This is a genomic window from Isoptericola sp. NPDC060257 (genome assembly GCF_042726645.1).
Taxonomy (GTDB): domain Bacteria; phylum Actinomycetota; class Actinomycetes; order Actinomycetales; family Cellulomonadaceae; genus Isoptericola; species Isoptericola nanjingensis.
The window spans coordinates 24,723-38,126 of sequence record NZ_JBHXAW010000006.1 but is presented as its reverse complement, the minus strand read 5'-3'; the positions used below and the strand labels follow the sequence as shown (position 1 = coordinate 38,126).

General features: G+C 73.3%; 12 protein-coding genes and 1 other RNA gene. 8 read left to right on the top strand and 5 right to left on the bottom strand.

Translation table 11 applies throughout. From position 1 onward, the window contains the following. Positions 1 to 55 precede the first annotated feature (55 nt). The 6 genes from ACFWEK_RS01215 to ACFWEK_RS01190 all read left to right on the top strand — a co-directional run bounded on the left by ACFWEK_RS01215 (position 56) and on the right by ACFWEK_RS01190 (position 8,213). The gene (locus ACFWEK_RS01215; RefSeq protein ID WP_430545154.1) at positions 56 to 910 is read left to right on the top strand and encodes an alpha/beta fold hydrolase; all 855 of its coding nucleotides are present in this window, start codon (positions 56 to 58) and stop codon (positions 908 to 910) included. 130 nt (positions 911 to 1,040) lie between these two features. Next, a complete protein-coding gene (locus tag ACFWEK_RS01210) occupies positions 1,041 to 3,770 on the top strand; it encodes a LuxR C-terminal-related transcriptional regulator (protein ID WP_430545153.1) in 2,730 nt (909 codons plus the stop codon). A gap of 99 nt (positions 3,771 to 3,869) precedes the next feature. Further along, complete coding sequence (locus tag ACFWEK_RS01205) at positions 3,870 to 4,694, top strand: alpha/beta fold hydrolase (RefSeq protein WP_430545152.1); 825 nt, start codon at positions 3,870 to 3,872, stop codon at positions 4,692 to 4,694. A 13-nt stretch (positions 4,695 to 4,707) separates the two neighbouring features. Further along, the gene (locus ACFWEK_RS01200) at positions 4,708 to 5,565 is read left to right on the top strand and encodes an alpha/beta hydrolase (protein ID WP_430552815.1); all 858 of its coding nucleotides are present in this window, start codon (positions 4,708 to 4,710) and stop codon (positions 5,563 to 5,565) included. Positions 5,566 to 5,686: 121 nt separating this feature from the next. Further along, positions 5,687 to 6,862 carry an epoxide hydrolase family protein gene (locus ACFWEK_RS01195; protein ID WP_430552814.1) on the top strand — a complete coding sequence of 392 codons (1,176 nt, stop codon included), beginning with the start codon at positions 5,687 to 5,689 and terminating at the stop codon, positions 6,860 to 6,862. Between the two features lie 607 nt (positions 6,863 to 7,469). Next, complete coding sequence (locus ACFWEK_RS01190) at positions 7,470 to 8,213, top strand: hypothetical protein (RefSeq protein WP_430552813.1); 744 nt, start codon at positions 7,470 to 7,472, stop codon at positions 8,211 to 8,213. A 614-nt stretch (positions 8,214 to 8,827) separates the two neighbouring features. Here the strand turns inward: ACFWEK_RS01190 and rnpB are convergent. After that, positions 8,828 to 9,217: RNase P RNA component class A (gene rnpB, locus ACFWEK_RS01185), an RNA gene on the bottom strand. Between the two features lie 56 nt (positions 9,218 to 9,273). Next, positions 9,274 to 9,657: a tautomerase family protein gene (locus tag ACFWEK_RS01180; protein ID WP_430545149.1), complete on the bottom strand. Its 384-nt coding sequence runs from the start codon at positions 9,655 to 9,657 to the stop codon at positions 9,274 to 9,276. Positions 9,658 to 9,734: 77 nt separating this feature from the next. Between ACFWEK_RS01180 and ACFWEK_RS01175 the strand changes: the two genes are divergently transcribed. Next, complete coding sequence (locus tag ACFWEK_RS01175) at positions 9,735 to 10,571, top strand: YaaA family protein (protein ID WP_430552812.1); 837 nt, start codon at positions 9,735 to 9,737, stop codon at positions 10,569 to 10,571. Positions 10,572 to 10,608: 37 nt separating this feature from the next. After that, a complete protein-coding gene (locus ACFWEK_RS01170) occupies positions 10,609 to 10,947 on the top strand; it encodes a TfoX/Sxy family protein (protein ID WP_430545147.1) in 339 nt (112 codons plus the stop codon). A gap of 3 nt (positions 10,948 to 10,950) precedes the next feature. Here ACFWEK_RS01170 and ACFWEK_RS01165 read toward each other — a convergent pair whose 3' ends face one another. From ACFWEK_RS01165 to ACFWEK_RS01155, 3 genes are read right to left on the bottom strand one after another with little or no spacing between them, the layout of a single operon-like run. Next, positions 10,951 to 11,646: a histidine phosphatase family protein gene (locus ACFWEK_RS01165; RefSeq protein WP_430545146.1), complete on the bottom strand. Its 696-nt coding sequence runs from the start codon at positions 11,644 to 11,646 to the stop codon at positions 10,951 to 10,953. Next, a complete protein-coding gene (locus tag ACFWEK_RS01160) occupies positions 11,646 to 12,395 on the bottom strand; it encodes a zinc ribbon domain-containing protein (protein ID WP_430552811.1) in 750 nt (249 codons plus the stop codon). Before ACFWEK_RS01160 ends, ACFWEK_RS01165 begins: the two co-directional genes overlap by 1 nt. A gap of 22 nt (positions 12,396 to 12,417) precedes the next feature. Further along, positions 12,418 to 13,392: a Nif3-like dinuclear metal center hexameric protein gene (locus tag ACFWEK_RS01155; protein ID WP_430552810.1), complete on the bottom strand. Its 975-nt coding sequence runs from the start codon at positions 13,390 to 13,392 to the stop codon at positions 12,418 to 12,420. Positions 13,393 to 13,404 lie beyond the last annotated feature (12 nt).

Sequence of the window (13,404 nt, the reverse complement as noted above, 5' to 3'; positions counted from 1 at the left end):
CGACACCTCCTTGCCCCGGAGGCTGGGATCCCCTGAACTCGTCGAAGGAGATGCCATGTCTGAGCAGTCCTCGCTGGCGATCCGGTCACGCCGCGTCGTCGCGGCCCTGATCACGGTGCTCGTCGCCGTTCTCGGTCTGGCTCCGCTCACGGCGTCGGCCGGCCCCTCGGCCGCGCCCGCGGCAGTCGCGGAAGGCCGCCCGACCGCCCCCAGACCCACCGTCGTCCTGGTCCACGGGGCGTTCGCCGACTCGAGCGGCTGGACCGTCGTCGCCGAACGGCTGCTGGACGACGGCTACCCGGTCCTGTCGTTCTCGAACCCGTTGCGCGGCGTCGAGCACGACGCGGAGTACCTGCGGCAGTTCCTCTCGACCGTGGACGGCCCGATCGTCCTGGTGGGCCACTCGTACGGCGGTGCGGTCATCACGAACGCCGCGACCGGGAACGACCAGGTGAAGTCGCTCGTGTACGTGGCCGGCTACGCGCTCGACGAGGGCGAGTCCGTCGCCGCGGCGAACGCGCTCGGCGGGGGCCACACCGACGTGATCGACCACCTCGTGCTGCGGCCCTTCCCGGGTGCCGGGGAGGGGAACGCCGACGCGTACATCGACCCCGAGTGGTACCCGCGGCTGTTCGCCCAGGACCTTCCGCGACGGCTCGCCGAGACGATGGCCGGCGCCCAGCGACCGGGGGCCCTCGCGTCGTTGGTCGAGCCGTCCGGCGAGCCCGCGTGGAGGTCCGTCCCGAGCTGGTACATCGTGGCGAAGGACGACCGCATCATCCCCCCGGAGGCGGAGCGTGCCATGGCGCAGCGCGCCGGCGCGACGACGGTCGAGATCCGCGCCTCGCACTCGGTGATGATCAGCCATCCCCTCCAGGTCCTGCGGGTCATCAAGGCGGCCGCGAGGTAGCCACCCCGGCGTCGTCCCCGCCCCTGTCCGGGCCCTGCCTGCGCCGTCCCCGCGGCGCGGCAGGGCCCGGTGCGGGTGATCTTCGCGCTCGGCCGCGCAGGCGTGGGAGCGCTTCCCTATCGTGTGGCTCGTGCACGGCACCGGCGGCCTGCTCGGCCGCGAGAGCGAACAGCGAAGGGTCGCCGAGGTGGTCGGCGCGGCCCGCAACGGGCACGGCAGCGCGCTCCTGGTCCTCGGTGAGCCCGGCGTCGGGAAGACGACCCTGCTCCGTGACGCCGCGCCGGGCGCCGGGACACGGGTCCTGCGCCTCGACGGCTACGAGTCCGAGTCGTCCATGCCGTACGCGGCGGTCGAGCGCCTCACCGGCGTGCTGCGGGAGCACCTGGCCGAGATCCCCGAGCGGCAACGCCTGAGCCTCCAGGTGGCCTCCGGCGCCGCCGACGGGCCCCCGCCGGACCGGTTCCTGGTCGGCCTCGGCGTGCTCAGCCTGCTCGCCGCCGCAAGCACCCGGGCCGGGCTGCTCTGCACCGTCGACGACGCGCACCTCCTCGACCGCGAGAGCCTCGAGGCGTTCGCGTTCGTCGCGCGCCGCCTCGGCGCCGAGCGCCTGGCGCTCGTGCTCGCCGGGCGCGAGGAGCGCGAGCTGGACGCGGTGCTGCGCGGGGTGCCGGTCCTCGCGCTCGCGGGGTTGTCGCCCGAGCCGGCCGCGGCGCTGCTGAACCGGTCCGCGGCGGGGCCGTTCACCCCGACGGCCACCGCCGCGATCGTCCGCGCGACGGAGGGCAACCCGCTGGCCCTGGTCGACCTGGCGGCCGATCCTCTGCTCCGGGAGATGACCGACCTCGGTCTCGGCCCCGAACCCGTGCCCGTGGGGCAGCACCTGGAGGCCCACTACCTGCGCCGCGTGATGCACCTGCCACCGGCCTCGCAGCGCTGGCTCCTGCTCGCCGCGACCGACTCCACCGGCGACCTGGAACTGCTCGAGACCGCCGGCGCCGCCCTCGCCATCGATGCCGCACGCCGGGAGGACGCGGAGACGGCCGGCCTCGTGCACCTCGAACCGACGGTGGGGTTCCGGCACCCTCTCGTCCGCTCCGCGGTGTACGGGTCGGCGTCCCGCGCCGAGCGCCGGAGGGTCCACGGCGCGCTGGCCGAGGCCGCCGCGAAGCTCGGCCTCGTCGAGACCGAGGCGTGGCACGCCTCGCGCGCGGCGAGCGGGACCGACGAGACCGTCGCGGAACGCCTCGTGCGTGCGGCGGACCTCGCGGCACAGCGTGGCGGTTCGTCGTCGCGCGCCAGCATCCTCGCCCGCGCGGCCGAGCTCACGCCGTCCGGTCCGGTGCGCGGCGAGCGGCTGGTCGGCGCCGCCGAGGCGGCCCTGGAGGCGGGGGCCGCCGACGTCGCCGTGCGCCTGCTCTCGGACGTCCGGGAGGCGGGCCTCGACCGGGTGACGCGAGGCCGGGCCATCCTCGTCCGCAGCGCTGCCGCCTTGTTCGTCTCCGATCCCGACGGCGTGCGGTCGTCGACCTCCGATCAGCTCCGGGCAGCCGACGAGTTCCACGGCCACGACGTCACGCGGGAGCAGCGCGCGCTCGTGCAGGCCTTCGAACGGTGCAGCAGCGCGGACCGGCTCCTGGTGGGGGTCGACGTCCCGACGCTGGGGCGCCGGATCGCCGCAGGGGCGGCGACGCCCGGTCCTGCCTCCGTGATCCTGCGGGGGGTCGCCGCGCTGATCCTCGAGCCGTACGATCGCGCCGTCCGTCCGGCGCGCGGGGCCTTCGACGCGATCCTCGCCCTGCCGGACCGGGACCTGGTCCACCGGGGCACCCTGATCGCGGCGCTCGGCGCCTTCCTGTGGGACGACGCCGGCCGCCGGGCGGGGCTGGAACGGGCGATGCGCGCCGCGCGGGACGGGGGCGCCCTGCAGGCGCTCGACACCCTGCTCTGGGTCGGCGCGCTGTCGGAGCTCATGGGGGGCACCGTGAGCCGCGCCCTCTCCTTCGACGCGACGGTCCGCGAGGTCCGCCGTGCGATGGGCTACGACGGCGAGAACGTCGTCAACGCCGCCGTCATGGCCTGGAGCGGCAGCCCGGAAGAGGCCGTGGAGGCCGTCGGGCAGGGCGCCGCCGCGGCCGGGTGGGGCGGCGTCGAGGCGTCGGCCACCGCGGCCCTCGCGGTCCGCAACCTCGCCGAGCGCCGCTACGAGCGGGCCTTCGCGCGGCTCCACCCTCTCGTCGAGGACCCGTTCCTGCAGGCCACCCCGCTCCACTTCGCCGACTACGCCGAGGCGGCCGTGCGGAGCGGTCGGCACGAGGACGCGGCACGCGCTGCCGAGGCGCTCGACGCCCGCGCGAGGGCGAACGGCTCCGCATGGTGCCGCGGACTCGCGGAGCGCGCCCTCGCCCTCGCCGGCTCCGACGACGACGAGTCCCACTACGCGGCGTCGGTCGACGCGCTGTCGAGCACCTGCGCGACCGTCGAGCTCGCACGCTCCCACCTCGTCTACGGCGAGTGGCTCCGACGGGCCCGACGACGGCGGGACGCCGCAGCGCACCTCCACCTCGCCCTGGACCACGCCGACCGCAGCGGTGCAGCCGTCTTCCAGGGCCGGATCCGCGCCGAGCTCGACGCGGCCGGCGGCACCGCGGGCGCACCGGCACCCAGGTCCGGCCAGGACCTGACGACGCAGGAACGGGCCGTCGCCACGATGGCCGCGGCCGGACGGACCAATGCCGAGATCGCGGCCCGCCTCTTCCTCAGCCCCCACACCGTCGACTACCACCTGAGAAAGGTCTTCCAGAAGCTCGGCGTCACGTCCCGGCGACAGCTCTCCGAGCGTTTCGACCCCATCGCCCCCTAAGGCCCGTGCCACGGACTACGCGAACCACGTGGTCCGGGCAGGTCGGATGGCGGGCACCCTCGGAGCAACTCGTCCCGATCAGCGCCAGGGAGGCCCACCGTGCCCTACATCACCGCCGACGACGGTGCCGAGATCTACTACACCGACTGGGGCACCGAGGGGACGCCCGTCCTCCTCAGCCACGGCTGGCCCCTCAACTCGGACGCCTGGGCGTCCGCAGCCCTGTTCCTCGCCGAGCACGGCCACCGCGCCATCGCGCACGACCGGCGGGGGCACGGACGGTCGAGCCGCACCTGGGACGGCAACGAGATGGACACCTATGCCGACGACCTGGCGTGCCTGGTCGACGCGCTCGACCTGCGCGACCTCACCCTGGTCGGTCACTCCACCGGCGGCGGCGAGGTCGTGCGGTACGTCTCGCGGCACGGCACCGACCGGGTGGCCCGCGTCGTCCTGGTGTCCGCCGTCCCGCCCCTCATGGTGCGGACCGACGACAACCCGGACGGGCTGCCGATGGAGGTGTTCGACCAGATCCGCGCCGGCGAGCGCGCTGACCGGTCGCAGCTCTACCGGGACCTGGCCGACGGGCCGTTCTTCGGACACAACCGCCGCGGCGACGTCGACCAGGGCTTCCGCGACGCCTTCTGGCTCCAGAGCATGGCCTGCGGGCACCGCGCGGCGTACGAGTGCATCGCGGCGTTCTCCGCGACGGACTTCCGGCCCGACCTGGCCAAGATCGACGTCCCGGCCCTCGTGATCCACGGCGACGACGACCAGATCGTGCCCTACGACGTCGGAGGCAGGCGGTCGGTCGAGCTCATCGCCGACGCCCGCCTCCTGACCTATCCGGGTAGCGGCCACGCGCTGCCCGACACCGACCGCGACCGGCTGCACGCGGACCTGCTGGCGTTCATCGACTCCTGAGAGGGCCCCACCCATGACTGACATCAGCGACACGAGCGACGCGACCGAGAGCAGCACGCCCGACACCGTCGTCCTCGTCCACGGACTGTGGATGACGCCCCGCAGCTGGGAGGGCTGGGTCCAGCACTACCAGAGCAAGGGCCTCACCGTCGTGACGCCCGCCTACCCCGGGTTCGAGATCGAGGTCGAGGCCCTCCGCGAGAACCCGGAGGTCATCGCCGACCTGACCGTCCCCGAGACCGTCGAGCACCTCGCCGACGTCATCACCGCCCTGGACCGGCCGCCGATCATCATGGGCCACTCCTTCGGGGGCGCCCTGACCCAGATCCTCCTGGCCCGGGGCCTCGGAGCCGCCGGGGTGGTCATCGACTCCGCCCCGACCGAGGGCGTCCGGGTCAACCCGCCCTCGCAGGCGAGGTCGCTCTTCCCCGCCCTGAAGAACCCCGCGAACCGGCACCGCGCCGTCGGGTTCACCCCCGAGGAGTTCCACTACGCGTTCACCAACACCCTCACCGAGGAGGAGTCCCGCGCGGTGTGGGAGCGCTACGCGATCCCCGCCCCCGGGCGGTGGGTCTGGGACTACGGCCTCATCGCCAACTTCAAGCCCGGACACCAGGAGACCTGGGTGGACTTCAGCACCGACCGCGCACCGCTGCTGTTCATCGCCGGCGAGCTCGACCACATCATGCCGCCATCCGTGAACCGGTCGAACGCCAAGCACTGGGAGAAGTCGCCGGCGGTCACCGAGTACTACGAGTTCGAGGGCCGGGACCACTGGACCTGCGCCGCGCCGGGCTGGGAACAGGTCGCCGACCACGCCCTCGCCTGGGCGCTCGAGCACGCGCAAGGGACCGAACGGGCCACGGCCTGACGCGGGACCGCGGGCGGACGCGCCGGGGGGCGGTCCACCCCCGGCGTGTCAGGGCCGCTTGGTAGAACCGTGAGGTCGGCTCCCGACGGCGGAGCCGACTTCGCGACGACCGGGAGCCCCCATGCCACACCCGTCCGGCGACGTCCAGGCGTTCGAGTCCCGCGCGACCGACGCCGACCTCGACGACCTGCGCGCACGGCTCGACGCGGCACGGCTGCCGGAGCCCGAGACGGTCCACCGCCCCGGCCCCGACAGGCGGCGGTGGGACCAGGGTGTCCCCCTGGTAGACCTCGTGGAGGTCGTCGACCACTGGCGCACCGGGTACGACTGGCGGGCGTTCGAGCGGCGCCTCGAGGAGATCGGTCAGTTCCGCACGACCGTCGACGGCCTGGGCATCCACTTCCTGCACCGCCGGTCCCCGCGCGCGGACGCCACGCCGCTGGTCCTGACGCACGGCTGGCCCGGCAGCATCGCCGAGTTCGTCGACGTGGTGGACGAGCTGGCCGCTCCGCCGGACGCGGGTGCGCCGGCGTTCCACGTCGTCGTCCCGTCGCTGCCCGGCTTCGGCTACAGCGACAGGCCGGCCGTCACCGGATGGGGCGTCGAGAAGACCGCGGCCGCGTGGGTGGAGCTGATGGGACGGCTCGGCTACGACGAGTTCCTCGCCCACGGCGGCGACTGGGGCGGCAACGTCACCGCGGTGCTCGGCGGAAGGTTCCCCGCGCACGTGCTCGGCATCCACACCACGCTCGCCCTGCCACCGCCCGGGATGACGACGGACGGTCTGACGGAGAAGGAGCGCCGGCACGCCGAGGAGACCCGTGACTTCTGGCTCCACCACCGGGCGTACGCGACGCAGCAGGCGACCCGGCCGCAGACCATCGGCTACTCGCTCGTCGACTCGCCGGTCGGCCTGCTCGCCTGGCTCCTCGACAAGTTCGCCGAGTGGTCCGACACCGAGGACAGCCCGTTCGAGACGATCTCGCGGGACCGGATCCTCGACGACGTCACCCTGTACTGGCTGACCCGCACCGGCGCGTCGGCGGCCCGCATCTACGCCGAGAGCCCCGGCTCGCTGGACCCCGAGCTGCGGGTGGACGTCCCGTCCGCTCTCACCATGTATCCCGGCGACATCGAGTCGCGCACCCCGCGCGCCTGGGCGGAGCAGCGCTACCGGCGCATCGTCCGGTGGACCGCGCCGGAGCGCGGCGGGCACTTCCCGGCGCTGGAGGTCCCCGACTTCTTCGTCAAGGACCTGCGCGCCGGCCTCGCGGCAGTGCTGGCCGCGAGCAGATGAGTGCGGACGAGCCGGTCTGTCGCGGAAGTGGTGCCGGGATCAGTACCCGTGGAATCACGTGGACCTCGCCGACGCGTAGACGCTGGCCACAGCATCACAGGCGATGCTGTTTCAAAGGAAAATCGCGCTGTTTCCATGGAAGCGCATATCCGCACGCACAATCGTTGGCGTGCCTAATTGTCGCGTGCGGGGACCGTTTGCCCTCAGCGACGCGCTGGTGCTCCCCGACAACCTCGGCGCGGAGATCCCGGACCCTGTCGCTGGTCGCGGAAGCCACTATGGCTGGCCCCAACGCGTTCGTGCCACCAACCGGGGCTGCGTTCGACCTCGCCTGCGCCTGGCTGATGCCTGTCACTGAGTACTCGTTGGCGCCCTGACCGCTGCCCGTCTTACCCATGCCCGCACGTCCGTTCCGGCGGATCCTGGTGGGTGCTCCTACCAACCTTATTGACGGCGGCCCTCGGTGTAACCGTTCCTGACCTGCCCTGGTGCTCCGGGAACTCGTCGCCGGTGGGCCCTCTATGCAGTCGGCGCGCCGGGGACAGCGATGGCGTGGCTGAACAAAGACGCCCGCTGGGTCGCGGCCTGGCGCGTAAGGTCACGGAGCATGACGCCCAAGCCTGACCCACTCACCCAGCAGCAGGGATTCGCCCTCCTTTTCGAGCAAGAGTCGGCACGGCAATTGCTGGCTCACGGAGTCCATACACTGCAAGGCGCGCTGTACTTCTCGAAGGTGAGAGATGCCGTCCTGACCACCTTGTCGATCGGTGTCGAGAAGATGCTCAAGGTCGCGCTAGGGTTGCGCGCCCTCGACAATGCGGGCACGTGGCCCACCAAAGACGAGATGCGCGAAAGCTGGGGCCACAAGATCGACGCGATGGATGCTGAGCTCCGTAGCTATCTGCGCACGTGGGCTGCCGCCGAGGGCACGAACTACGTCGGAACGCTCATCGCGGCAGTAGATGATGACCCTGTGTGGCCAATTCTCGCGCGCACTCTCGACGCCTACGGACGTTCTGGGCGTTTCTACTACCTAGACACCTTGGGATCGCAGCCGCAGGAGTGGGAGTCGCCGTCGAGCATGTGGGACGAAGCGGAACGCGCGTGCATCGAGCATCATCCGGACCTGCGCGCAGGCGAGCGTGAGGTGGTCGGAACTGGCCCAATCGATGCGTTCGACGCTTACCTGCGGGACGTCCATGTCCGCCTAGCGGACTCAGTAGTTGGCTGGTGGCACATGGTCGTTCGAGCCGGGATGCACGGCGCGCTCGGTCCGCTCGGGAAGGCCTTCGGATCCGATTCTGGACCAGGGAATGCCCTCCCTCCCGTCACCTCACGGCGCATCGCCTGATAGCTGACACAGTCACATGAAGCGAGGGCTGGCGCTCCACCTGCCGCGTCAGGACCGGCGCCGGGTCGCGCTCGGCGATCACCCGATCACTCTCCCGAGAATCCCCTGGCCAAGCCGTGCTCGTCCAAGCGTGCCTGCCCTACGATGGTCCGCAGACCGGGAAACGGTCGCAGACTTCCGCTATGGGAGAGTCTGACCCCCGCGATGTGCGCAGGATTCGCTGTGACTGCCGTCGTCGCTCTAAGCATCGCAACCGTAGTCCAGGTGCTGACGAGTGAGTGGAGGCACAGGATGATCGATCGAATCACGACAGGTCTCGGACGTGTCGCGGACGCCATCACCATCTCAAGCGCACTAGGGGTCAGCACTGCCCGAACGCTGAGTGACTCGTGAGCTGCTTCCCCCGGGGTCTAGGCCCCCACCACGGGAGTTTGAGCGGGTTCCCCGGCGGTGACCCCCGAGCGATCGGGTGGAAGCCCGCTTCCGACCACCGAGACTGGTCGAGATGGTGCTCGCAGGGGTACCAGCCCGACAAGTACAGGTCTGCGTGCGGTGTCTATGTGATGTTTCGACTCTCAGGCACCCGGCATAATTGCAGGTCGGAGACCTAAATGCGGACGAGCCGGTCTGTACGCCGGGTTCTGTTCCCGCGCCCGGTTACCCGAGCGCGGGCGACGGTCATCCATCTAGGCCCTGCGTTGCCGCAGGGCTCGAGCGGTCTACCCGGGAGCATCGGGCGGGCAACCCTCGAACGCTCCCTGTCTGACCTTGCTCCAGGTGGGGTTTACCGAGCCACGACCGTCACCGGCCGCGCTGGTGGTCTCTTACACCACCGTTTCACCCTTACCGCCGCCGGTCGCCCGGCGACGGCGGTCTGTTTTCTGTGGCACTGTCCCGCGGGTCACCCCGGGTGGCCGTTAGCCACCACCTTGCCCTTCGGAGCCCGGACGTTCCTCGGCGACGGCACCCGAGGGCACCGCCGACGCGACCGTCCGACCGACTCGTCCGCGTGGCACAGTCTATGCGCGCTCGAGCCGGTCGGACGCCCACGTCGGTACGGTCACACGTCGACCTTGTAGCTCAGGGACAGCTCGTCGCCCGACCGGCCGCGGATGCCCCAGCTCTCGGCGGGCGACTCGATCACGACGAGCTCGACGTCGTCGGCCGCGACACCCAGGGCGGGCGCGACGTCGTCGTAGACGCGCCGGATCAGCTCGCGCTTGGCCTCGCGCGTACGGCCGGTGAAGGCGACGATCTCGATCATCAGGTAGTCGTCGGAGCGCGGGGCGACGAGGTCGCCGTCGTCGAGCAGCAGGAACCGGTGGAACCGCTTGTCCTCGGGGATCCGCCAGGCCCCGACCAGCGCCGCGTGCAGCGCGTCGGAGACCTCCGCGCGCCGCTGACCCCACACCCGTCGGTTGCCGTAGATCTTCACCTGGACCATGCCCGACGACGCTAGCGGTGACCGACGGCACTGTCACCGGGGGTCCGCGCGTCGAGACCCGACCGTAGGGTGTCCGGGTGCTGATCTGCCTCCCGCCCTCCGAGGGCAAGACGCCCGCGCCCGACGGCGCCTCCCCCGTCGACCTCGCCGGGCTCACGGGGGCCGAGCCGCTCACCGGGCAGCGGCTGGACGTGCTCGACGCGCTCGCCGCGGCGAGCGCGAGGCCGGACGCGACCGAGGTGCTCGGCGTCGGCGCGTCGCTCGACGCCGAGGTCGCCCGCAACACCGAGCTCAGGGCCGCGCCGACGGCGCCCGCCGCCCGCGTCTACACCGGCGTCCTCTACGCCGCGGCCGGCCTCGCAGACCTTCCCGACGCCGCGGCCCGCCGCGCCGCCGACGACGTCCGCGTCTTCTCGGGCCTGTGGGGCGCCGTCTCCCCCGCCGACCGCATCCCCGCGTACCGCCTGTCCATGGGCGTCGACCTGCCCGGCGTCGGCAAGCTCGCCACCGCGTGGCGGCCGCACCTGTCCGCGGCCCTCGACGCCCGCGCCGCGGGCGACGTCGTCGTCGACTGCCGCTCCGCCGCGTACCTCGCCGCATGGAAGCCCGCCACCACGGGCGACGCGGCCGCGGACTGGGTGACCGTCCGCGTCGTGCGGGAGACGGACGGGAAGCGGGCCGTCGTCTCGCACAACGCCAAGCACACGCGCGGCGTGCTCACGGGCCACCTGCTGCGCCGCTCCGGCGCCGCGCCGACCACCGCCGCCGAGCTGCTCGACGCCGCCCGCGAGCTCGACGGCGAGGTCATCGGCACGGAGGTCGGGACGGGCCTGTCGTACCGGATGATCGAGGCGACGTTGCACGACGCCGCCACCCGCCGCGGACCGCGCACCCTCGAGGTCGTCATCGCCTGACGGGCGGGACGCCGCACACCCGGCGCACACTTGCCGCATGGCCTACGACGAGGTGCTCGCCGCCCGCGTCCGCGACGTCGTCGCCGAGCGCGCCGACGTCGTCGAGCGGCGGATGTTCGGCGGCGTCGCCTTCATGGTGAACACCCACATGGCCGTCGGCGTGGGCGGCGACGAGCTCATGGTGCACGTCGGCACGGACGGCTACGACGCCGCGCTGGCGGACGGCGGGCACGAGCTGCGCATGGGCGAGCGCGTCATGCGCGGCATGGTCGGGGCACCGGCGTCGGTCACCTCCGACGACGACGCGCTGCACGCGTGGGTGGCCCGCGGCGTCGACCTCGCGCTCGCGCTGCCGCCCAAGCCGCCGAAGCGCTAGCCGTCAGACGTCGGTCGGGAAGCCCGCTGCGGTGACCTCCGCGAGCGCGGGCTCGCCGTCGTCCCCGAGTCCGAAGCGCAGCACGGTCAGCGAGCAGGGCGGCACGCGCAGCAGCCGCCACGACGACGCCGGCGCCTCGAGCGACCGCCCGGCCAGGGCGCGGATCGTCACGGTGTGCGCGACGACGACGCTCGCCGCGCCCGGCTCCGTCGCGGCGACGACGTCCCGCAGCCCGGCCCATGCCCGCTCGCCCACGTCGGCGTACGACTCGCCGCCGGGCGCCCGGTCGGTGCCCGTCGTCGACCAGGCGGCGAACTCGTCAGGCCAGCCGTCGGCGATCGCGTCGGGCGTGAGGCCCTCCCAGTCGCCGAACACGCACTCGGCGAACCTGTCGTCCGGGCGCACGTGCTGGCCGGTGCGGCGCCCGACCGCCGCCGCGGTCTCGAGCGTGCGCACCAGGGGCGAGGCGACGAGGGTGCCGGCGCGCGGCAGGTCCGGCCACAGGTCCTTGCCGAGCCGGAAGACCGCGTCCGCGGCGCGGGCCGCCTGGACGCGACCCCGCGAGGTCAGCGGCGGCCCCGGGACGCCGCCGCCCGAGTAGGCGCGCGCCTCGGTCAGCTCGGTCACGCCGTGCCGCACGAGCACGACGGTGCGCAGGCCCGCCCCGGCCGCCGGGCTCGCTCCGGACGGTCGGGCCATCAGGCCGCGGCGCCGTCGTCCGCCAGGCGCACGAGGATGCGGCCGCACTCCTCGCAGCGCACGACCTGCTCGGGCGCCGCCGCCTTCGCGGCGGCGAGGTCACGCGGGTTGAGGTCGAGGCGGCAGCCCTCGCACCGGCCCCCGCGCAGCGCCGCGGCGCCGACGCCGCCGAGCTGAGCGCGCAGCTTGTCGTACAGGGCGAGCAGGCCGGCGTCGAGCCCGGCCGCGGTCGCCTCGCGCTCCGCCTTGACCTTCGACCCGGTCGCGTTGATCTCGGCCCAGGCCTCGTCGCGCTCGGCGGTGGCCTTCGCCTTCGCCGCCTCGAGCTCGGCGTGCGCCGACTCCACCTCGGCCAGCGAGCCCTGGTGCGCCTCCAGGCGCTCCATGACCTCGATCTCCGCGTCCTCGAGCACCGACTGGCGGCGGGCGAGCGACTCGAGCTCGCTCACCAGGGCCTGGGAGTCCTTCGCCGACAGTGCACCGGAGTCGAGCTTCTGCTGGTCCCGCTCGGCGCGCGTGCGCACCTGGGCGACGTCGGACTCCGCCTTGGCGAGCTCGCGCTCCAGGTCGGCCACGGCCGTGCGCGAGTCGACGAGCGAGGTGTGCAGGTCGCCGATGCGGCCGTCGAGCTCCGCGATGGTCGCCAGCGCCGGATGGTTGCGGCGCTGGTGGACGAGCTGCTGCAGCCGGGTGTCGAGGGCCTGGACCTCGAGCAGTCGGCGCTGGTCCTCGGGGGGTGCAGTGGCCACGGGCGGGTCCTCTCGCAGTGATTCAGCTGGTGGGGCGGTCGGTCTCGCGCACGGTGCTCGCCACCCGCGCGGTCCACGGGTCGGTGCCGATCGTGCTCACCCTCGTGGTCACCGTACCTTCTCCGGAACCGTCCCCGGTCCCCCCTCCGGCCCGCTCTCCGAGCCGCGCGACGACGTCCTCGGCGACGTACGCGAGCCACGGCCACTCGCTCGCGAAGTGGGCCACGTCCACGAGGAACGGCGTCGCCGCGGCGTCGGCCCCCGCCTCGAAGTCCGCCCGCTCCCGCAGCTCCGAGGCGGGGTGGTGGCGCAGGTCGGCGGTCACGTACACGTCGACGGCGGCCGCGCGGACGGCGTCGAACAGCGAGTCCCCCGAGCCGCCCACGACGGCGGCGGTCGCGACCCGCGCGTCGAGGTCGCCGGCGACGCGCACGCCCTGCGCCGTCGCCGGCAGCACGGCCGCGACGCGCTCGGCGAACACGCCCAGCGTCGTCGGCGCGGCGAGCCGGCCGACCCGCCCGATCCCGCAGACCGCGCCGGAATCCACGCCGTCGCCGTCGTCCCCCACGACGAGCGGGCTCCGGTCCGTGATGCCGACGAGGTCGGCGAGCGCGTCCGCGACTCCGCGCGGGGCGGCGTCGGCGTTCGTGTGCGCGACGTACAGGCCGCAGCCCGCGCGCATGAGCCGGTGCACGACGTCGCCCTTGAACGTCGTCGCCGCGACCGAGTGCACGGGCCGCAGGAACAGCGGGTGGTGCGTGACGAGCAGGTCCGCGCCCCAGGCGATCGCCTCGTCGACCACCGCGGCGACCGGGTCGACGGCGAACAGGATCTTGCGCACCGGCGCCGCGGGGTCGCCCACCACCAGGCCGACGGCGTCCCAGCCCTCCGCCGTCGACGGCGGGTAGAGGTCCTCGAGGGCGGCGACGACGTCGTGCAGCCTCGGGGGGTTCGCGAGGATGCGCGGTGCTGTGGGGTCTCCGGTGCCGGTGGTCATGGCCCGACCCTA

Bases quoted from the DNA above. Each gene is read 5' to 3' on its own strand.
- ACFWEK_RS01180 (WP_430545149.1), bottom strand. From the start codon at position 9,657: ATGGTCCAGGTGAAGATCTACGGCAACCGACGGGTGTGGGGTCAGCGG.
- ACFWEK_RS01165 (WP_430545146.1), bottom strand. From the start codon at position 11,646: ATGGCCCGACCGTCCGGAGCGAGCCCGGCGGCCGGGGCGGGCCTGCGC.
- ACFWEK_RS01190 (WP_430552813.1), top strand. From the start codon at position 7,470: ATGACGCCCAAGCCTGACCCACTCACCCAGCAGCAGGGATTCGCCCTC.
- ACFWEK_RS01215 (WP_430545154.1), top strand. From the start codon at position 56: ATGTCTGAGCAGTCCTCGCTGGCGATCCGGTCACGCCGCGTCGTCGCG.
- ACFWEK_RS01200 (WP_430552815.1), top strand. From the start codon at position 4,708: ATGACTGACATCAGCGACACGAGCGACGCGACCGAGAGCAGCACGCCC.
- ACFWEK_RS01195 (WP_430552814.1), top strand. From the start codon at position 5,687: ATGCCACACCCGTCCGGCGACGTCCAGGCGTTCGAGTCCCGCGCGACC.
- ACFWEK_RS01170 (WP_430545147.1), top strand. From the start codon at position 10,609: ATGGCCTACGACGAGGTGCTCGCCGCCCGCGTCCGCGACGTCGTCGCC.
- ACFWEK_RS01155 (WP_430552810.1), bottom strand. From the start codon at position 13,392: ATGACCACCGGCACCGGAGACCCCACAGCACCGCGCATCCTCGCGAAC.